Below are 19,835 nucleotides of genomic sequence, written 5' to 3'. Positions count from 1 at the left end.
CGATGACGGGATTGGTTAGCGTGCTTACCTTTGACGATTCGAACCGGCCGTTCAAGTAAACAATTCACCAACTGGTTATTTTATCGTGAGGCCTCGCCGGGCACCTGACCGAAAATGAAAATGGCCCGCTTTCGGCGGGCCATTCGATCGATGTATGGCGTTTTCGGCGAGAGGTCAGGAAGCCTCGACCGCCTTGTTTTCCGCGGCGTCATCGGTCCTGCTGGAGAAGTAGTTCGCCAGAAGCGCGCCGGAGATATTGTGCCAGACGCTGAAGATGGCGCTCGGAACGGCGGCCACCGGCGAGAAGTATGCGGTGGCGAGCGCGGCGCCGAGGCCGCTGTTCTGCATGCCGACTTCGATGGCGAGCGCCTTGCGCTTGTAGAGATTGAGGCCGAACGCCTTGGCAGCGAAGAAGCCGAGCAGATAGCCAAGCCCGTTGTGCAGGACGACGACAGCGAAGATCAGGAGGCCGGACTGCGCGATGGCGCCCTTGCTGGCGCCGACAACAGCGGCGACGATCAGCACGATGCCGATAACGCTGACGAGCGGCAGGGCCGGCACGGTCTTTTCGACCAGGCGCGGGAGCACCTTCTGCGCCAGGAAGCCGAGCGCCAGCGGCAGGATGATCACCTGCAGGATGCTCATGAACATCGCCATGGCGTTCACAGGTAGATACTGGCTCGCGAACATCCAGACGAGGAAGGGCGTGACGATCGGGGCCGCCAGCGTGGTGACGCTGGTGCAGGCGACGCTCAGCGCGACGTCGCCCTTTGCGAGATAGGTCATGACGTTGCTCGACGTACCGCCGGGGCAGCAGCCGACGAGGATGACGCCAGCGGCGACTTCCGGCGGCATCGGGATGAGCACGGTCAAGAGCAGAGCGAGCGCCGGCATGATGACGAAGTGCGCGACGACGCCGATCGCGACCTCGACCGGGCGGCGGCTCAGTTCGCGGAAATCATCGACGGAGATCGTCAGGCCCATGCCGAACATGATGATGCCGAGCAGCGTGACGATATAGGGCGTCACCTGCTTGAACACATCCGGGAGCAGGAAGCCGAGAACGGCGAACAGGATGACCCAGAGGGCGAATGTCTTGCCGACAAACGCGGAGAGTGACGTGAGGAGTTTCATGCCGATAACCTTAAGCAAACATATGCCCCGGCTTTTGAGTGCGGGGCTTTTGCTGTCAAGGTCGATACTGCTGCTTTCGGTTCCGATCGTTACGGATCGGTGCGTTTCGATAAGAAAATGTCCGTATTCAAGGATATTCGATTCTATATATTTCCTTTTACGTACACGTCATATTCATGCCCAATTTCCCCCGTTGAAGGCGGGCGCTAGTCTGAGTTTGCCGCGCAGCACGCATCGCCGTGGCCCCCTGCCAAGCATCTCGGCTAGCACCACGGCGACGCGCGCCGCTCGTCCTGCAATCAGCGGCCAGTCTTCATCGCAGCGCGCAGGCAGTCATTGATCCGCTCCTGCCAGCCGGGGCCGTCTTCCTGGAAAAACGCCAGCACGTCGCTGTCGATCTTGATCGACACCATTTCCTTCGCATTCGGGATCGCCGGCCGCTCGACGGCAGCAGCCGGCTGCTTCTTGGCGGGTTTGAACAAGGCTTCCGCCGCGTCCAGTGCATTGGCGGGGCGTCGGGGTGTCGTGGCCATTCTATATTCCTGTGTCGGTGAAATTCTGGCGAAAGGTCGCCCAGCGCTCAGCGATCGTCAATAACCTCTGTATCGGGCCGATCGCCGCCGTTGGCATGTTCCGTATGCCACGAACCGTCTGCGGTCTGATACTGGATTTCGGCATCGCGGCCTTCGACATGCTGTCGGCTCGCGGCGGCCTTTGCCGCGGCAAGTGCCGCGCCATGCGTGGGAAATGTCTCGGACCAGACATCGCCAAGGCGATATCCATAGCCACCATCGTGCTGTCCGACATGATAGGTAATCTGCATCGTGCTACCTCCTGCTGCGCCCATGCCATTCGGATGGGCTCAAGGATACCTGGGAAGCACTATGCTTGAGGTCAAGCGGGGTGATGTTTTATGCCGACCAGTAGCGGGATCTCGATGTCGATGATCATGCTTGACAAAGCTCATACGCCTGTATTTTATGCAGGCCTGCGGATTAGGCAAATGGTTTCCGCGAACACATGACTTCGATAGTCGCTGGGCAGTTTCGCCCCATGACGTCCCCATCACCGATGGGACCGCGTCGTGGGGTTTTTCGTTTTTGGGGTTCGCATGGCTGACGCACTGAAAATCGGCGTTCTGTTTTCCACCTCGGGCCCATATTCGCCGATGGGACGGGATGCGCGCGACGGTGCGGAATTCGCGCTTTCGGAGTTCGCCGCGGCAAGCGGCAGGGCGGTCGAGCCGATGTTCTTCGATCCGCATGCGGACCTTTCGGCCTATCTCGAAGGCGCGCGCGAACTTCTGCGAGCCGGCTGCCGCCATATCGTTGGCACGATCACATCGGCGGCGCGAAAGGAAGTCATTCCACTTGTTGAAAAGCACGACGCTTTGCTCTGGTACATGTGCCCTTACGAGGGATTCGAGGCCAACGAAAACGTCATCTACATCGGTGGTTGCCCGAACCAGCACCTGATACCGCTGTTCGATCATCTGATCCCCCGCTTTGGTGCGCGTCCCTATCTGGTCGGCGCCAATTATGTCTGGGGCTGGGAGATGAACCGGCTAGCGCGCGAACTCATTCACAATGCCGGCGGCGAGGTGCTCGGCGAGCGCTACCTGCCGCTGGAAGAGACGGCTGTCGATCGTATCGTTGCCGATATCGAGCAACGCCGCCCAAGCTTCATTCTCAACAATCTGATCGGCCCCTCGAGCTACGCCTTCCTCGCGGCCATCCGCAAACTCGGTAAGCGTGATCCGGCGTTTCGGCCCGAGAATTGCCCCGTTGTAAGCTGCGATCTGATGGAATGCGAATTGGACGAGATGTCACCAAGGGCCGCACTCGGGCAGCTGTGCGCCGCCTCCTATTTCGACAATCTGGACACGGCGGACAATCTCGCCTTCAAGGCGCGTGTCGCGACGCGGTTCGGCGACCAACGGCGGGTTTCCAGCGTATTTGCCGGCGCCTACACGGCCGCGAAGTTATGCGCCGACGCGATCGTTGCGGCTGGTGACGACGATCCGCTCGAGGTTCGCCGGATGCTGCACGCGTCCGCCTGGCCGACTTTGTTCGGGTCCTTGTCGATCGATCGCGAAACAAATCATGCGGCGCTGCCCTTTCATCTCGGGCGCATCAATGCCGAGAACGGTTTCGACGTCATAGGCTCGCGACCGCCACTTGCCGCCGATCCCTATCTCACTGGACGCAGGCAACCGGCCGCACCGAGACTGCGAGTGGTATCATGAGGGAAACACCGAATTTCACCGGCTGGGGTGTGACGATCGTTCATCGCGAGGACAGCAACACCGAAAGGCTGGTCCGCCAGCTTCGCCTGCTTGGCGCGCAGCCGACCTTGCAATGGGCGCCCTTGGGTGCTGCCGCGGTGCCGGATCTTGTTGTCGTCGATGCCGACCAGGGTTGGGACGACCTTCTCCCATGGCGCGAGGCGCAGCCGGGATGCCCTGTCGTGGCGTTGCTCGGGTCCGAAGCGCCGGGGCGCATCGCCTGGGCATTGGAACAGGGGGCGGGCGCCATCATCGCCAAGCCCGTTGCCGCCTCTGCCGTCTATCCGGCGCTCGTCATGGCCGTATCGATCCATCAGGAGCGAAAGACGGTCGCCGAGCGCGTCAAGTTTTTGGAGGAGCGCGTGCGCCTGCGTCCGCTCGTTCATGCCGCCGTGGAGCAATTGATGAGTGTTCACGCCGTCAACGAGGAACGCGCCTACGCGATCCTGCGGGATTGCGCGATGCGCCGGCGCCTGCCGATGGAACAGCTCGCTGCCTTTATCATCGGCGGTGCCGAGCCTTTGCCGGAGGTTGGCTGATGCGTGTCCTGAAAGCCATGTTGCGCCAGCCGGCGGCAGTTTTCGGTCTTGCTATCGTTGTCGCAGTCATCGTGCTGGCGATCGCCGCACCCTGGATCGCGCCGTTCAATCCCGACGATCAGATGTTCGACGGTCTCTCGATCGAGGGCGCGCCGCTGCCTCCAAGCGGACAGTTCCTGCTTGGAACCGATACGCTTGGCCGGGATCTCTTCTCGCGCCTGCTTTACGGCGCACGCACCTCGCTCGTCATCGGTCTGGTGGCAAACGGGATCGCTGTCGCTATCGGTCTGCTGATCGGCATCGTCGCCGGCTATATGAAGGGCATCGTCAGCAATATCCTGATGCGTTTCACCGACCTGATGATGGCCTTTCCCGCCTTGCTGCTCGCGATCGTTCTCGCAGCGCTGCTCCGGCCGAGCCTCTGGATCGTCGCCATGGTGATCGCGTTGGTCAACTGGGTGCAGGTCGCGCGCATTGTCTACACGGAAACACGCGGCCTGTCGGAACGTGATTTCATCATGGCCGAGCGGTCGCTGGGTGCCGGACATCTGAGAGTTCTCTTCCTGCATATTCTGCCGCACCTGATCCCGACGGCAATCGTCTGGGGCACGCTCGGTATCGCGACGACGGTGCTTCTGGAGGCGACGCTATCGTTTCTCGGTATCGGCGTTCAGCCGCCGCAGCCGTCCTGGGGGAATATCATCTTCGAGAGCCAGAGCTATTTCCAGGCTGCACCTTGGCTGGTGTTCTTCCCTGGCGCCGTGATCCTGCTGACCGCTCTCTCGTTCAACCTGGTGGGGGATGCGCTGCGCGATATTCTCGACCCGACGCAGCGGGGCAGAGGCTGATGTTTCTCGTTCTTCGCCGCCTGGTGCAGGCCTCTCTAATCTTGCTCGGCGTCGCTGCGATCACCTTCGTGCTGCTTTATGCGCTGCCGGCCGATCCGGCGCGCATGATCGCCGGCCGCAGCGCAACGGCGCAGACCGTTGCCAACATCCGCCATGAACTCGGCCTTGATCAGCCGATGCTCGTGCAGTTCTGGACCTATTTGCACAATCTCTTATCCGGCAATCTCGGTCCTACGCGCAGAAGACCGATGTCTGGACACTGATCGTCGCGCGCCTCCCGGCGACGTTGACCCTGATGCTCGCGGGTATCGTGGTCGAGGTGGTGCTGGGCCTGATGCTTGGGACGATCGCAGCAGTGCGCCGTGGCGGCTTCGTCGATCGAGCCGTCATGATGGCCTCTTTCGTTGGCGTCTCGGCGCCGCAGTTCGTCGTCGCGCTGCTGCTGCTATACGTCTTTGCCGTCACACTCGGCTGGTTTCCGATGAGCGGCTACGGCACGCTGGCCCACGTCGTGCTGCCAGCCACCACTCTCGGTGTTCTCGGCGCCGGCTGGTATGCACGCATGGTGCGGTCGGCGATGATCGACGTCCTCAATCAGGATTATGTCCGCACCGCCCGCGCCAAGGGGTTGTCGTCGCGCCGCATCGTTTTCCGCCATGCGCTTCCGAACGCCATTCTGCCCGTCATCGCGATGATCGGCATCGATATCGGCCAGTTCATGGGCGGGGTTGTCGTCGTCGAGGCCGTCTACGGCTGGCCTGGCATCGGCCAGCTTGCCTGGCAGGCGATCCAGCAGGTGGATATTCCAATCATCATGGGCGTCACTCTGGTATCGGCGCTCGCCATCGTCATCGGCAATCTGCTGGCCGATCTTATCGCGCCGCTTATCGATCCACGCATTCGCACACGTTGACGGCAACCAAAGAAGGGGAACCAAGAATGTTCAAACGCTGGCTTCAAACCACGACAATGGCAACGATGGTGGTGTTCGCGCCGCTGTCCCTCATGGCACAGGATGCGCCCACGCAGGGCGGCGACATCGTCGTGACCTACAAGGACGACATCACCACGCTTGATCCGGCCATCGGCTATGACTGGGTCAACTGGTCGATGATCAAGAGCCTCTATTCGCGCCTGATGGACTACGAGCCCGGCACGCCGAGCCTCGTGCCGTCGCTCGCCGAAAGCTTCACCGTCGCACCCGATGGTCTCACCTATACCTTCAAGTTGCGCAAGGGCGTGAAGTTCTCGAACGGCCGCGAAGTCGTCGCTTCCGACGTGAAATACTCCATCGAGCGCGCCGTCGATCCCAAGACGCAGGGACCCGGCGCCGGCTTCTTCGGTGCCATCAAGGGCTTCGAGGATGTGACCGGCGGCAAGGCAACCACGCTGTCGGGCATCGAAACGCCCGATGCGTCGACCGTCATCTTCAACCTGTCTCGTCCCGATGCCACCTTCCTGCACGTGCTTGCTATCAACTTCGCTTCGGTTGTGCCGAAGGAAGCCGTCGAGGCTGCGGGCGGGGACTTTGGCAAGAAGCCGGTCGGATCTGGCCCCTTCGTTCTGAAGGACTGGACGATCGGCCAGAAGCTGATCTTCGAGCGCAATAAGGATTACTTCGTCAAGGGCGTCCCGCATATCGACAGCTTCAGCGTCGAGGTGGGGCAGGAGCCGCTTGTAGCACTTCTTCGCCTGCAGAAAGGCGAGGTCGATATCGCGGGCGATGGCATCCCGCCAGCCAAATTCCTCGAGATCAAGAACTCCGCCGATGGCGCGAAGATGATCGTCGATGGTGAGCAGCTGCACACCGGCTACATCACGCTCAACACCAAGGTGAAGCCCTTCGACGACGTCAAGGTGCGCCAGGCCATGAACATGGCGATCAACAAGGAGCGCATTACGCGCATTCTGAATGGTCGCGCGACGCCTGCAAACCAGCCGCTGCCGCCGCTGATGCCAGGCTACGACAAATCGTTCACCGGCTATACATATGACGTGGCCAAGGCCAAGGCCCTGCTGGCGGAAGCCGGCTTCGCCGATGGGTTCTCGACCGTACTCTACGCTACCAACACCGATCCGCAGCCGCGCATCGCCCAGGCGATCCAGCAGGACCTCGCAGCCGTTGGCGTCAAGGCGGAAATACGCGCACTGGCTCAGGCAAATGTCATCGCCGCCGGCGGCACCGAAGGCGAAGCGCCGATGATCTGGTCTGGCGGCATGGCCTGGATCGCCGACTTCCCCGATCCGTCCAACTTCTATGGTCCGATCCTCGGCTGCTCGGGCGCCGTCGCAGGTGGCTGGAACTGGTCCTGGTATTGCAACGCCGATCTCGACAAGCGTGCGGTAGCAGCCGATTCCATGTCCGATCCGGCGAAATCGGCCGAGCGTACTGCAGCGTGGGGCAAGGTCTTCACCGACATCATGGTTGATGCGCCCTGGGTGCCGGTCATCAACGAGCGCCGTGTCGTTGCCAAGTCGCTGCGCATGGGCGGAGCCGACAATATCTACATCGATCCCACGCGCGTCATCAATTACGACGCGATCTACGTCAATCAATAAGCCCTCTGGGCCTAAATGCCCGTGAAGGACGCACGCCCTCCCGGGAAGTCGGGAGGGCGTCGAGAAACGAGGGAGACATCCTATGTGCGTTGCCTGCACCTACACCATTCATCGTGCCCAGCACAATTTCGGTTGGAACAAGGATTTCGAGCCCGCCGTCGTTGCGAAGGCTGGCGAGACTATACATTTCGAGTGCCTGGATTCTTCCGGTGGTCAGCTGGGACCTGATGCCACGCTCGATACGCTGAACATGCTCGATTTCGGCAAGATCAATCCGGTCACGGGCCCCGTCTATGTCGAAGGCGCCAAGCCGGGCGATGCGCTGAAGGTCACGATCCGCCGCTTCGAGCCCTCGGGCCATGGCTGGACGGCTAACATACCCGGCTTCGGGCTGCTCGCCGATCAGTTCAAGGATCCCGCGCTGCACGTCTGGTCCTATGATGCCGCCAGCATGGCGCCGGCGCTCTATGGCCCTGGTGGCCGCGTGCCGCTGAAGCCCTTCGCGGGAACCGTTGGCGTCGCGCCTGCCGAAGCCGGCACCCACTCCGTCGTTCCACCTCGCCGGGTCGGAGGCAATATGGACATTCGCGATCTGACGGCCGGCGTTACGCTTTATCTCCCTGTCGAGGTCGAGGGCGCGATGTTTTCGATTGGCGACACCCACGCGGCTCAGGGCGACGGCGAGGTCTGCGGTACTGCGATCGAAAGCCAGATGAATGTCGAAGCGACGATTGAGCTGGTGAAGGATGCCCGTCTGCAAACGCCGCGCTTCACGACCACCGAGCCCGTCACCCGTCATCTCGATGGTGCAGGCTACGAAGTCACAACCGGCATCGGCCCTGATCTCATGACCGGCGCGCGTGAAAGTGTGATGCGCATGATTGACCTGCTCGGCGCCGAGCACGGTATGAGCGCGGTCGACGCCTATCTGCTTTGCTCGGTCTGTGGCGATCTCAGTATCAGCGAGATCGTTGATCAGCCGAATTGGGTCGTGTCCTTTTACTTTCCGAGGATCGTATTCACGTGACATCGTCTTCCGCTTTCTCGCCCGTCCTGTCGGTGCGCAACCTCAACGTCGACGCATTGACGCCCGAAGGGCTGAAGCCGGTTCTGCGGGACGTGGGCTTCGAGCTGGGAGGCGGCGAGACGCTTTGCATCGCCGGAGAGTCCGGGTCCGGCAAATCGGTGACCTCGCTCGCCATAATGGGATTGCTGTCGAAGGCGTCGCTGCGCGTCACTTCTGGCAAAATTCTGCTTGGCGAGCGCGATCTGCTGAAGCTATCGAACCGCGCGATGCGCAGTGTACGTGGCGGCGATGTCGCCATGGTGTTCCAGGAGCCGATGACGTCGCTGAACCCCGTCATGTCGATCGGCGCGCAGCTGACCGAGGCGATCCGCGAGCATCAAGGCAGCGAAAACGCCGACGCCGTGGCCCTGCGCATGCTAGATACTGTTCATATCAACGATCCGGCCAAGCGCCTCAAGCAGTTTCCCCATGAGCTCTCGGGTGGCATGCGGCAGCGCGTGATGATCGCCATGGCGCTGTCGTGCAGGCCCAAGGTGTTGATTGCCGACGAGCCGACAACAGCGCTCGACGTTACGGTTCAGGCGCAGATACTCAAGCTGATGCGCGAGCTGAAGGCCGAATTCGGAACATCGATCATTCTCATCACGCACGATATGGGCGTCGTTGCCGAAATGGCCGATCGCGTGCTGGTGATGCAGAGCGGTCGAATCATCGAGAGCGGATCATCGCTGGAAGTCTTCGAGCGCCCCAAGGAGCTCTACACCCGCCAGCTGCTTGCGGCCGTTCCACGGCTGGGCGCCCATGCCGGAACCGATGGTCCTCCTCGGGTTACGCCGGGCAAGGCCGAGTTGGCCAAGCCTGGTGCAGCGCCCGTTATGAACGTACGCGACCTCAACGTCAGCTACGGCGCACCCGTCAGCCGGTTCTTCAAGGGCAAGCCGCCGGTCAATGCGGTCAGCGGCGTTTCGTTCGATATCATGCCTGGCGAGACACTCGGGCTTGTAGGCGAAAGCGGCTCGGGCAAGTCGACGACGGGAAAGGCAGTCTTGGGCCTCATCCCGTTCACCGGCGGTGTCATGATAGACGGCCGGGACATCTCCGGGCTCTGCCATCGCGATATGCGGTCGATACGCCGCAGCGCGCAGATGATTTTTCAAGACCCCTATGCATCGCTCGACAGCCGAATGGCCGTTGGTACCGCGATTGCCGAGCCGATGGTGATCCATGGCATCGGCAACAAGAGCGAGCGCCGGGACCGTACAGCCGAACTGTTACGCCGCGTTGGCCTGACGCCGGATGCAGCCAGCCGCTACCCCCATGAATTTTCAGGCGGTCAACGCCAGCGGATCTGCATTGCGCGTGCGCTGGCGCTTGAGCCGAAGCTGATCGTCGCCGATGAGAGCGTTGCGGCGCTCGATGTCTCCGTTCGTGCCCGCGTGCTCGATCTCATGCTTGAGCTGCAGGAAACGATGGGGATCGCATATCTCTTCATCAGCCATGATATGGCCGTCGTCGAGCGCATGTCACACCATGTCGCCGTCATGCGTGGCGGAACGATTGTTGAGACGGGAACGCGGCGTGAGATCTTCGAAAACCCGACGGTGGACTACACTAAGGCGCTGATCGCCGCGGTGCCGGTTCCCGATCCGACCGCCTACCGTGGAGTGGCCGGTCGCCGCGCCTGATCTCGAACATGAGGGTCGGTCGCTGGCTGCCCCGGTGCGCGCAATCAGTTCGGCGCGATCGCCATCTGCTCGACCTCTATACCGCTCGGCTCACCGATGTTCATCGTTCGCGAGGGCTTGGCTGCCGGCTTGGGCCGTCTTACGGCTCGCTGGATGGCGGCGCCCAGAGCCGCGCCGTCTATATGGCTCGGCTGCTGCATCTGCGCGGCCTTCGGTGAAGGTGGTGCCGGTGGCGCGGAAGCGATCACAGGTGGCTGCTGGCCAATTCGGCCGGGCTTCAAGCGCACGGCGACCAGTTTCCTGGCGGTCGCATCATAGGCGCACTCGAAGGTCATTCGAATCCACTCCTTCTTCGGCGTCACGAAGCGGATGGAATCTCCCCGGTAGATGACAACTGATGATTGTCCTTCTGGCGGGTCGGCCTCCTGGAAGAAGCTGGCATAGGGGCGGTTTACCCATTCGAAATCGATCGGCGCCTGCGCCTCGATGGGGCGCGCGCACATCTGCGCTGCGGTTTCGGAATTGGACCGGATGCAATCTGCATCGCACTGTGTCGCGGCCGCAGGTGCGGTCGAACCGGTTTGTTGCGCCATAGCGGGCGTGGAGAAAATGGCAGGCAATATAAGGCATGCCGCCAGAGCGTTACGCACGAACATCAATCGCTCCTCCCGTCAATTCTCGTGTTTTGCTTCAAACAACACTAGTCCCGACGAATGTTCAACGCGGATATTCAAATATTAGCGATGAATTATGTACCCCTTTTGGATGATCCCCGTTTGAATCGATTTACAGTTGTATAATGTATATATTTGTGTGCTTTATTAAGAAATCGGTAACCTTGGGTGTATTGCGTCAGTTCCGAATACAAGCGGCACAAAGAAATTCTCACAATTGGAGGACGAAAATGAGAATGAAGCTTCTTTTGTCTACGGCTGTCGTTGCGCTTATTGGCGCATCGTCTGCGTTTGCGGACAACAATACTATCTATCTCAACCAGCTCGACGCAAGCCAAGATGCGACAATCACGCAAAGTGGTAGTGGCAACCATGTCGGCAGTGGCGGCAACTATTTCCTGCAGCAAAACGGTGGCGGAACCGGCGATAACCAGCTGACAATCACGCAGACCGGCAACAACAACTGGGTCTCCCGCGATGGCGCAGGTTTCCAATCCGGTACGACCAACACCGCTCATATCTCTCAGGCCGGCTTCAACAGCGATGTCGAGCTTCAGCAGAATGGCACGAACAACGGCAAGCCGAATGTTGGATGGAGCAACTCGCCCAACTACGACACGATCGTTCAGGACTCGTCGTCCAATGGAAGCAAGGCCGGCGTCTATCAGACTGGCAACAACAACGCCTTTGACATCGTCCAGGGCGGCAACAACAACAACACCTCAGTCATGCAAAACGGTGCCGGAGGATTGGCATTTACGCGCCAGGCCGTGGGGAACTGGGCGCAGGACGTGACCGGCCGTTGGTATCCGGTCAATGGTAGCAATAACAACATTGCGATCAACCAAACCTCGGCAAGTGTCAACTACGCTGTCGCGGTGCAGGGTGCAGGTGACGGCAATGGCCTCGCCATTACGCAGAGCGGCGATTGGCTGGGTGCTAACATCTGGCAGATCGGCTCCGGTAACTATGCAAGCTCCGTTCAGAGCGGCAACCACAACGCGATCGGTACCTCCGACGCCAACCTTTCCTCCGATACTCCGTTTATTCAGCAGGGCAATAACAACCAGCTGATCAACTCGCAGACGGGGAGCTATAGCGTCGTTAACGGCTCGCAGATCGGTTCCGGCAACTATATCTATACCAGCCAAACCGGGAATTATGCGACCGCGCAGATCAATCAGGCTGGCGACAGCAACTATGTCTTGAGCAACCAGGGCAACTTTGCGGTCGCGACGATCACGCAGAACGGCAATTCCAACAAGAGCATCGGTTCACAGTACGGCGGCGAATCTGGCCAGGAAAACACAGCCCTGATCAACCAGAGCGGTACCAACAACTATGCGAACTACGCGCAGAACGGCACGAGCAACCTCGCATCGGTCACCCAGACGAACTACGGGAATTTCTCGGTGACGTCGCAGACCGGTAGCGGCCACGTCGCAACCATTGTCCAGAACTAATTAACCGCATGGCACAGAGTGGGGCGGCTAGGTCGCCCCACTTCCACAGGAGGGGTGGAATGGGTGGAATGGATATGGGGTCTCCCCCCGCAATTTCGTGCACGGTCGATGCCACGCGCTCCAAAAGCGCAATCCGCCTGAGGGGGCGGATTGTCAGTCCTGTGCCGGCTTTCGGCAAGTACCGCTTCGAGGTTCTCAAGGAGGGCCGGAGCGGCAATTCCAATGTCACGCAATCCGGCTCCTTCAGCATTCCGACCAGCGATCCCGTTTTCGTCGGTGAATCGAAACTCGACTACGCCAGGGGCACGCGCGTTCGTGTGCAACTGAGCGGCGACGCGCTGGGCGCCGAGTTCGAATGTGTTTTCGACGAGGTCTCCAATGGCAAATAGATCAGCAGTAAAATTCGCGTCGGTGGCGGGCGGGCTCCTGCTCGCGCTCATCGCCACGACAGCTTCCGCGCAGGATGCAGGATCGGCCTATACCGATCTCGGCAACTATCTGCTGGCACCGCAGCCCGCCGGCACGGCCGCGCCAAGCGGCGGCGGCAACTTCGCGTCGGTCGAGCAGACGGGGTCGAATAACGCCGCTTCGATCACGCAGAACGGCGCCGCGAACCGGATTTCCGAGACGCAGATCGGCGATGGCAACTGGGTCTCCTATTCGGTGACCGGCAACGCAAACACCGTTGAGAGCCTGCAGGTCGGCAACAGCAACAGCGCCAGCGTCGCACTGACCGGAAGCAACAACACGGTCCTGCAGACGCAGATGGGCAATGGCCTCAGCTACGGCCTGTCCTCGACGGTCAGCGGGCAGACCATCACGGTGCAACAATTCAGTCAGAGGTAAAGACGATGGCACAACGTCTGAGAAGTGTGGTGGGTGGCCTGGCGGTTCTGTTCTCGGCCTGCGCGGCGCAGGCTGGCAGCCTAGTCTATACTCCGGTCAATCCGGCCTTCGGCGGTAGCCCGCTGAACGGAAACTGGATGATGTCGCAGGCCGACGCGCAGAACCAGCACAAGGACAGCGGCAAGTCGGCGATATCGGGTCCCTCTGCATTGACCCCCGGGCAGATGTTCGCCAACCAGCTGACCAGCCAGCTCTACGCCTCGCTGGCCAACCAGATCACGGAATCCCTGTTTGGCGCGAATGCCCAGACGAGCGGCAGCTACACGCTGGCGGGAACGACGATCTCGTTCGTGCGTGTCGGTGGCGAAATCCAGATCAGCATCAATGACGGCTCGACGATCACCAACGTGACCGTGCCTGCGACCCCGTAAAGCGTCTCAACGTCTCGTGGAAGTACCGCGTATGAAAATGGTTCGAGTTCTCGCTATCCTTAGTGCCTTGCTGCTTACGGGCTGCGTGGAAACAACGGCCACCAAGGAACCGCTTCAGGAGCCGCCGGTGGTGACACCGCCGTCGCCGACGCGCACAAACCTCGAAAACCTTCCGCCGCCGGCCAAGAAGGTCGATATCGCCGTCTACCAGTTCCCTGATCTGACGGGCAAGAACGAGCCGAACGACAATGTCGCCGTCTTCTCGCGGGCCGTGACCCAGGGGGGCTCTGGCCTCATCATCGACGCGCTGAAGCGCGCGGGTGGCGGCAACTGGTTTACCGTGGTCGAGCGCACGGGCCTGAACGATCTTCTGCAGGAGCGCCAGCTGATCCGCGCCACGCGTCAGGAATATTCGATGGACGCGATGAAGACCTTGCCGCCCATCCGCTTCGCCGGGCTGATCGTTCAAGGCGGTATCCTCACCTATGATGCCAACACGATCACCGGCGGCGTCGGAGCGAATTTCCTCGGCATCGGCGCCGATGCGCAGTATCGCCGTGACGTGGTCACCGTCGGCGTCCGCATCGTGTCGGTGCAGACCGGCGAGGTGCTCCTGAGCGTCACGACGACGAAGACCGTCTATTCCGCCGGCGTGAACGCCAATGTCTACAAGTTCGTTTCGACGGACAAGCTGTTGCAGATCGAGGCCGGTTACACCCGCAACGAACCGACACAGCTTGCCGTGCGGCAGGCGATCGATCTCGCGGTCTACGCCACCGTCATGGAAGGCGTACGCTCGGGAATATGGAGCTTCAGCAATCCGGCCGTCGCCACCCCCCTAGTCAACGAGTACGTCAAGCGCGATCGGCCGGGCGATGTCGCGGCGATTGAAAACGCGGAGGCCGTCAAGACCTTCTGACCTCGATGCTGTTGCCGTCGCATGCTCGGACGCCTATCCTAGCTGATGGATCTTCACTTGGGGAACGACGGATTTGGCGATTTCGCATAGATGCAGATGGTGTGTGAGATAGATGACTTGGCCGACCTTCGCCATCTCGCCGAGCAAACGGAAAACCTCTTCGGAGCGCGGATTGTCAAAGCTCTCCATGATATCGTCGGCGACGAAGGGCACGGCCGGCCGAACGGCTGCGAACTCCTCATAACCAGCCAGCCGGAGCGCCAGATAAAGCTGGAACTGCGTTCCCGTCGACATGGACTCTGCGAGCTTCGATCCGCCATCGCGCGATACGCCGATCAGGATCTCCTTGTCCTTGTCTGGTTGCGTGGCGAGGCCCGAGTAATTGCCGCCGGTGATCGTCTGAAACGCCTGTGAAGCGCGGTTCATCATCGAGCTGCGATGCTTGTCGCGGTAGAGATGCAGCGCCTGCTCGGCCGCCATCGTGCCGGTTCGCAGTGTGAGATAGCGAATGGCGAGCGCCTCGATCTCAAGCAATAGCGTCCGCCGCTTCGCTTCGATGCGGGCAACGGCGTCGTCGCCACCCACGGCATCGAGCTTGTCTTGGGCGCGGGTCATGTCGGCGTAAAGCACACGCGTGCGCTCAGTCAGATCCTCGATCCGGGCGGCGAGATTGAGCGCGTTGTGCTCGACCTCGGCGGGGTCTATCTCGGACAATAGCCGTGTCGCGTCCTCATATGTTTTCGCGCGCAACCCCTGGGCAATCTGTTCGCGAAGCTCCGCCATACGCTTCTCGATCCGCTCTCGTTCCTTGGCCGCTTCAAGATAGCTTCCGACGGCGGCCAGCGTGTCGGCGCCGAAGTAGCCAGTTAACTCCGCTTTGCGGGCGTTGTGAACGGCAAGCTCAGCGTCGAGCGCCTGCTGATCGGCTCGGAGTTTCTCAAGCGTGACCCGTCGGTCCGCGCGGTGCTGCTGATCGCGCAAGGCGCTGTTGTAGCGCTCGACCAGCACATTGGCAGTGGCGAGCACATCGCCTGAATGGATATCGGCTTCTGTCTGTTCAAGAATGTTAGCCAGCTCGGCTCGAAACTGCCTCTGGTCATTCTCCATCGCAGATACGCGCTGCGCCAGATCCTGACGCTCCTTCAACACGCCGGGCAAGCTTGCAAGGGTGGACAAAATAGCACTGACGGCGGCAACGGATGTGGCCTTGTCGGCAAACCATGTGACTGACAGCGCCTCCGTCCAGGCATCGCGCCATGCATCCGCGGCGAGAACCGCTTGCTGATGGTCACGCTCCCGCTCCGCGATATCGCGCGTCAGCCCGCTCACCGCCTTCTTATGGTTGGCGCGCGCTTCCTCCCGGCTCCTGCTGTCGGCCAGCAGTCTCGTCGCCGCTCGCGCCAGGTCTGCGATCGGGACGTCGGCATCGAACCGCGCGCTGGCGTTGGTCAGGGCTGCCTCAAGCTCTGTGCGATGCCGCCCGAGCTCGGAGCGGAGTGCCTCGAGTTCATATTCGCTTTTCTTTAGATCGTCCCGGGCCGAAAGCGCAGTATTTCGCCTGCCGGTCCAGCTCTCAAGCGCCAACAGCCGCTCCAACGCATCCGGCTCGGCCTCAATGGCATCGGGCAAATAAGTGCCGATCTTGTCCGCCAAGGCATCGTGATCCGCCAGCGCTTCCGCAAGCAGCTCCTGCTGCCGATTGATAGCGGCCGCGCCGGCGGCGGCGGTAAGCGTCAACTGTCGGAGCTCGGCAAGGTCCTTGGCGCGGGCCAACCGAGTGTCTGTCGCGGCATCGTCTTGCCGCATCGCCTGTTCGAAGATGGAGGCGGTGGTGCCGTCGAGCGTGGTGAGATGGCTTTGCCAGGCCGCGTTGCGCGCGCTACGCAAGGCCTGCGCCGCGCTGTCGTCGACCGTGCCCTCGCTCGCAAACGCCGCGACTCGCGCCAAAGTCTCGGCTCGTTCGCTGGTGAGGTCGCGAAGCTTGCCGCGATGCTCACTCACGCGCTTGTCGATCGACGTCGCCTGAGATCGCCACATATCGAGTTGCCTTGAGTCAGCGGCCTTCATCGCCGCCAGCTCGTTCAGGTCGCCCGACCAAGGCGCCAGCAGCGCGATGCGATCGTCGAAATCGCGGCGCACCTGGCGATAGGAGCGCTCCTCGACGGCGAGACGCGAGAGCAGGTCGGTGTCCATCAGTCTCGCCAGCGCACTCTCGATGCGCGATTGTGTATCCGGTTCCAGCTCGGTCCCGATGTCAGATTCGGCCGCGTCTTCCTTCAGGCGGTTGAGCGTATCGTTGGCGCGCCGAAGCTCGCGCTCCGCGGAAGCGATCTCTGCGTCGATCCCAGAGCGTTTCTCCATCAAGTCGCGGATGGCGCCAATGGATGGCGCTGGCAGCAACAACTTCTCGGGATTTGCATGCCCCGCCTGATCGAGATCGAACAGCAACCGCGACAGGATGCCCTCCTGCTCGGCGAGGGCGATTTTGCGCTTTGGCAGATCGTCCGCAGCCGCCCGATAGCGCGCTCGTCCGATCTCGAGTGTCTCCATAATCGTGGCGATCGATAGCGCCTGCTCATCCACGACCATGCTGTCGATCTCATCCGACAATTGGCGAATGGAGCGTTCCGCGGTTTCCGCGAGAGCCTGCAGCCGTGTCTCATCACGCGAAAGCTGCGGCAACAGCGCGAACCAATCCGCCGGCGGGCGCGGGAGTTCGCCGAGACCGGCGAACTCCGCCGCAAGGCGATCGAGTTCGGTTGTAAGCGGCAGCGTCGCGAGAATACGGTTCAGCTCCGCCTGCCGAAGCTTGGCCTCAACCAACTCTGCGTTAGCCGCATCGTAGGATGCGCTGGCCTGCGTCAAGGTTGCCGCGAGCACGGAGTAGGCGGCCGCGAAGGTGTCGATGGCGTTGCGCTCGTTCTTCAACGTGTCAAGTGCTCGCTTCAACTCGGCGAGTTTTGTGCTCGACGAACGCTTGCGATGAATGGCCGCCGCATCGTCCGCCGCCATGACCAGCGATCTGTTAAGGCCGGCGAGCCCCGAGCTTGCCGAAAACAGCAATTCGCCCAGTTCGCCCTTGCTCTGGATGATCGCCTGTCCGCCCTCTTTCAGGGAGTGGTCGTCGAGCGAGAACATCGTCCTGTAAGCATCGCGCCCGATCCCGCCGAGCGCCGCCGATAGCATGCCCTCATTGACCGGCTGACCGCTGCTGTCGACGAGACTGCCGGTCCGACGCTTCAGCCGCACGAGTTCGTGCTCTCCGCCATCGAATTCCAGCCGAGCACCGATCTGCATGGAGTTATAGGGATGAATGAAGTTGTAGTTGCTGGTGGCCCCGATCCCGAAGAGCAGATCGAGAAAGGCATCGAACGTCGTCGATTTTCCAGCCTCGTTCAGGCCGTATATAATGTGCAGGTCAGGCTCGCCCTTGGAGGGCTGACCGAAATCGATCGAATGGTCGGTGAATTTCCCGTAGCGGGTCAGGTCGAGACGACGAAGGCGCATCAGTTCTCTCCGTGATCCCAGGTCTTCATCCGCGCGGTGATGTCGTCGGCGCCGTCAAGCATCAACTCATCGATAAAGCGCTCGAAGCTTGCCGGGTCATCGCCGGCGAAGCGACGGCTCTCCGGCGGCAGATCGGCGAGCAGGTCCTTGACCATCTCGCCGATCTCGTCGCGAAAGCCGGCGCTCGCCATGACCTTGTCACGCATCAGATCGCCAAGCTCGATGACAGGATCGGCGGTGACTTTCCCAACTTCCTCGGGCGCGTGTACGGCAAGCTCCAGCTTCTCGATCCAGGTCTGGCCGATGCGGTCGCCGCGTTCCTCGGCCTCTGTGCGCAACAGATCGATATCGCGATGAAGGCGCCACGATAGCGGCGTCTGCCCGGTGAGCCGCAGGCGAGCGACGAGGTGAGGCGAGGCAGTCGTCTCGCGTTCGCGCCCGAGCGCCAGCTCGATGGCGCCCGCCGCCTCGCGCCATTCCGAGATATCGGTAAGATCGACGCTCACGCGCTCGAACTGAGCAACGCTTGTCAGACGCTCCTCGATGGTGATCGTCCGGTCATCCGCAATCGTCACCAGCGATACGGTCTTGGCGCCGGCCTCGTTGATATCGCGGCCCTGCGGCATGCCGGGCATGATCACCGTGCGCGCGCCGTGATGGTGTGTCCGCTGATGGATATGCCCAAGCGCCCAATAGTCGAAACCGGAAGCGTGCAGCTCCGAGACGCTGCAGGGTGCATAGACGTCGTGCCCCTGCGCGCCGGCGAGGCTCGTATGCATGATGCCGATGTTGACCGCGCCCGCGATCGGCGCCTTGAATTTCGGCAGCAGCGATTCCGGGGCCTGCGGCTTGGCGAAGCTCAAGCCGTGGATCCCTATATCGAGACCATCCTTGATGCGCTCGACGGCTTCGGCGCGCCCGCCGAACACCTTGACGTTATCAGGCAGCACCAGCTCCTGGGTGATCTTGGAAAGCGCATCGTGATTGCCACGTATCTTATAGACGGCGATGCCAGCCGCATTCAGCCGCTGCATCTGTGCAGAGAGGAAACGCGCCGTCTTCATCGACGTCTGATCGCCATCATAAAGATCGCCGGCAATGATCAAGGCGTCGACCTGTTCTTCCAGGCAGAGATCGATGATCGAAACGAAGGCCGCTCGGGTGGCGTTGCCGATCAGTTCGGCCAGCGCTTCATCGCGCAGCGCCAGCGAGCGCAGGGGGGAATCCAGGTGAATATCGGCGGTATGTATAAAGCGAAACGGCATCAGATCCTCAAGGGTGCGCGTCACTATATGGCAGATCGATCCTGTTCATGCCACCGTCTGGGCTTCAAGCAGGCTGGGGAGGGCATAACCTCGACGGATTCAACGCCGTTTCCGGCACCCAAACAGGTCTTCTGGAAATTCCCCATTCAAATCAGTCAGTTGCCAGAAACTGCGATTTTTTGAAAAAGGCTTGTTGACTTGTTTGGGTATGGGGCCTTATAAGCCGCTTCACAGAACGAGGGCGGCGGCGCTGCTGGCGACGGTGACTTTCGCTCTGGATTTCTTTGATTGGCTGCGATGCTGATTGGTTCCGGATTTCGGTTTGGGACGGGGAATTTCGACTGGTTTGACTGGTCTGTTATTTGACAATTGAAGATGAGAAGAAAGAGAAACGTGGGCGGCGGAGTTCGCGGATCGGGTAGAGATACTTGATCTTTGAAAGAGACTTTGGCGGTCACGTTTATCAAGAGAAGTTACACTGGTCTTTGGTGTTTGGGTTTCGGCTCAGGCGCTTAGAGGACAGGTGTGAAGTTCTCGTCGATTCAGAACGTGACGTAAGTGCCAATGATTGAATTCTCAACATGAGAGTTTGATCCTGGCTCAGAACGAACGCTGGCGGCAGGCTTAACACATGCAAGTCGAACGCCCCGCAAG

General features: G+C 61.0%; 17 protein-coding genes, 1 rRNA gene and 1 pseudogene. 13 read left to right on the top strand and 6 right to left on the bottom strand.

The window, feature by feature from the left end; translation table 11 throughout:
* Positions 1-174: 174 nt before the first annotated feature.
* The 3 genes from ACIQUB_RS11480 to ACIQUB_RS11470 all read right to left on the bottom strand — a co-directional run bounded on the left by ACIQUB_RS11480 (position 175) and on the right by ACIQUB_RS11470 (position 1,957).
* Positions 175-1,134, bottom strand: coding sequence for a bile acid:sodium symporter family protein (locus ACIQUB_RS11480; RefSeq protein WP_402929521.1), 960 nt, complete (start codon positions 1,132-1,134; stop codon positions 175-177).
* A gap of 299 nt (positions 1,135-1,433) precedes the next feature.
* The gene (locus ACIQUB_RS11475; protein ID WP_402929519.1) at positions 1,434-1,667 is read right to left on the bottom strand and encodes a BrnA antitoxin family protein; all 234 of its coding nucleotides are present in this window, start codon (positions 1,665-1,667) and stop codon (positions 1,434-1,436) included.
* Between the two features lie 47 nt (positions 1,668-1,714).
* Positions 1,715-1,957, bottom strand: coding sequence for a DUF2188 domain-containing protein (locus ACIQUB_RS11470; protein WP_402929517.1), 243 nt, complete (start codon positions 1,955-1,957; stop codon positions 1,715-1,717).
* A 288-nt stretch (positions 1,958-2,245) separates the two neighbouring features.
* On the opposite strand from ACIQUB_RS11470, the gene ACIQUB_RS11465 reads away from it, so the two are divergent.
* From ACIQUB_RS11465 to ACIQUB_RS11435, 7 genes and pseudogenes are all read left to right on the top strand, one after another.
* Positions 2,246-3,379 (top strand): transporter substrate-binding protein, encoded by a 1,134-nt coding sequence (locus tag ACIQUB_RS11465; protein ID WP_402929516.1) that lies wholly within the window; start codon positions 2,246-2,248, stop codon positions 3,377-3,379.
* Complete coding sequence (locus ACIQUB_RS11460; protein WP_402929514.1) at positions 3,376-3,957, top strand: ANTAR domain-containing response regulator; 582 nt, start codon at positions 3,376-3,378, stop codon at positions 3,955-3,957. The genes ACIQUB_RS11465 and ACIQUB_RS11460 overlap by 4 nt, the downstream gene beginning before the upstream one ends.
* Positions 3,957-4,805: an ABC transporter permease gene (locus ACIQUB_RS11455; protein WP_402929513.1), complete on the top strand. Its 849-nt coding sequence runs from the start codon at positions 3,957-3,959 to the stop codon at positions 4,803-4,805. The genes ACIQUB_RS11460 and ACIQUB_RS11455 overlap by 1 nt, the downstream gene beginning before the upstream one ends.
* Positions 4,802-5,718 (top strand): annotated as a pseudogene (locus ACIQUB_RS11450) (ABC transporter permease). The gene ACIQUB_RS11455 and the pseudogene ACIQUB_RS11450 overlap by 4 nt, the downstream one beginning before the upstream one ends.
* Positions 5,719-5,744: 26 nt before the next feature.
* Positions 5,745-7,364, top strand: a complete 1,620-nt coding sequence (locus ACIQUB_RS11445) for an ABC transporter substrate-binding protein (protein ID WP_402929511.1) — start codon at positions 5,745-5,747, stop codon at positions 7,362-7,364.
* An 82-nt stretch (positions 7,365-7,446) separates the two neighbouring features.
* A complete protein-coding gene (locus tag ACIQUB_RS11440; protein ID WP_402929509.1) occupies positions 7,447-8,391 on the top strand; it encodes an acetamidase/formamidase family protein in 945 nt (314 codons plus the stop codon).
* Positions 8,388-10,076, top strand: a complete 1,689-nt coding sequence (locus ACIQUB_RS11435; protein WP_402929507.1) for an ABC transporter ATP-binding protein — start codon at positions 8,388-8,390, stop codon at positions 10,074-10,076. The genes ACIQUB_RS11440 and ACIQUB_RS11435 overlap by 4 nt, the downstream gene beginning before the upstream one ends.
* A gap of 44 nt (positions 10,077-10,120) precedes the next feature.
* Here ACIQUB_RS11435 and ACIQUB_RS11430 read toward each other — a convergent pair whose 3' ends face one another.
* Positions 10,121-10,732 (bottom strand): hypothetical protein, encoded by a 612-nt coding sequence (locus tag ACIQUB_RS11430; RefSeq protein WP_402929505.1) that lies wholly within the window; start codon positions 10,730-10,732, stop codon positions 10,121-10,123.
* Between the two features lie 182 nt (positions 10,733-10,914).
* Here ACIQUB_RS11430 and ACIQUB_RS11425 point away from each other — a divergent pair, with 182 nt between their 5' ends.
* From ACIQUB_RS11425 to ACIQUB_RS11405, 5 genes are read left to right on the top strand one after another with little or no spacing between them, the layout of a single operon-like run.
* Positions 10,915-12,213, top strand: a complete 1,299-nt coding sequence (locus ACIQUB_RS11425; RefSeq protein WP_402929503.1) for a curlin — start codon at positions 10,915-10,917, stop codon at positions 12,211-12,213.
* A 59-nt stretch (positions 12,214-12,272) separates the two neighbouring features.
* On the top strand, positions 12,273-12,602 hold the full coding sequence (csgH, locus tag ACIQUB_RS11420) for a curli-like amyloid fiber formation chaperone CsgH (protein WP_155947832.1): 330 nt from the start codon (positions 12,273-12,275) through the stop codon (positions 12,600-12,602).
* Positions 12,592-13,059 carry a hypothetical protein gene (locus ACIQUB_RS11415; RefSeq protein WP_402929500.1) on the top strand — a complete coding sequence of 156 codons (468 nt, stop codon included), beginning with the start codon at positions 12,592-12,594 and terminating at the stop codon, positions 13,057-13,059. The genes csgH and ACIQUB_RS11415 overlap by 11 nt, the downstream gene beginning before the upstream one ends.
* 5 nt (positions 13,060-13,064) lie before the next feature.
* Complete coding sequence (locus ACIQUB_RS11410) at positions 13,065-13,490, top strand: curli production assembly/transport component CsgF (protein ID WP_402929498.1); 426 nt, start codon at positions 13,065-13,067, stop codon at positions 13,488-13,490.
* Positions 13,491-13,521: 31 nt separating this feature from the next.
* Positions 13,522-14,409 carry a CsgG/HfaB family protein gene (locus tag ACIQUB_RS11405; RefSeq protein WP_348625648.1) on the top strand — a complete coding sequence of 296 codons (888 nt, stop codon included), beginning with the start codon at positions 13,522-13,524 and terminating at the stop codon, positions 14,407-14,409.
* A 33-nt stretch (positions 14,410-14,442) separates the two neighbouring features.
* Here the strand turns inward: ACIQUB_RS11405 and ACIQUB_RS11400 are convergent, their stop codons facing one another.
* Together ACIQUB_RS11400 and ACIQUB_RS11395 are read right to left on the bottom strand one after the other, a co-directional pair.
* Entirely contained in the window at positions 14,443-17,916 is a 3,474-nt protein-coding gene (locus tag ACIQUB_RS11400; RefSeq protein WP_402929495.1) for an AAA family ATPase, read from the bottom strand.
* On the bottom strand, positions 17,916-19,181 hold the full coding sequence (locus ACIQUB_RS11395) for an exonuclease SbcCD subunit D (RefSeq protein WP_402929493.1): 1,266 nt from the start codon (positions 19,179-19,181) through the stop codon (positions 17,916-17,918). Before ACIQUB_RS11395 ends, ACIQUB_RS11400 begins: the two co-directional genes overlap by 1 nt.
* A 577-nt stretch (positions 19,182-19,758) precedes the next feature.
* Here ACIQUB_RS11395 and ACIQUB_RS11390 point away from each other — a divergent pair.
* A 16S ribosomal RNA gene (locus tag ACIQUB_RS11390) occupies positions 19,759-19,835 on the top strand; the annotation flags it as partial.

It is taken from the genome of Rhizobium sp. NPDC090275 (assembly GCF_044772225.1).
GTDB lineage: Bacteria > Pseudomonadota > Alphaproteobacteria > Rhizobiales > Rhizobiaceae > Rhizobium.
The sequence above is the reverse complement of the archived record's forward strand: the minus strand, read 5'-3'. Positions and strand labels throughout refer to the sequence as shown.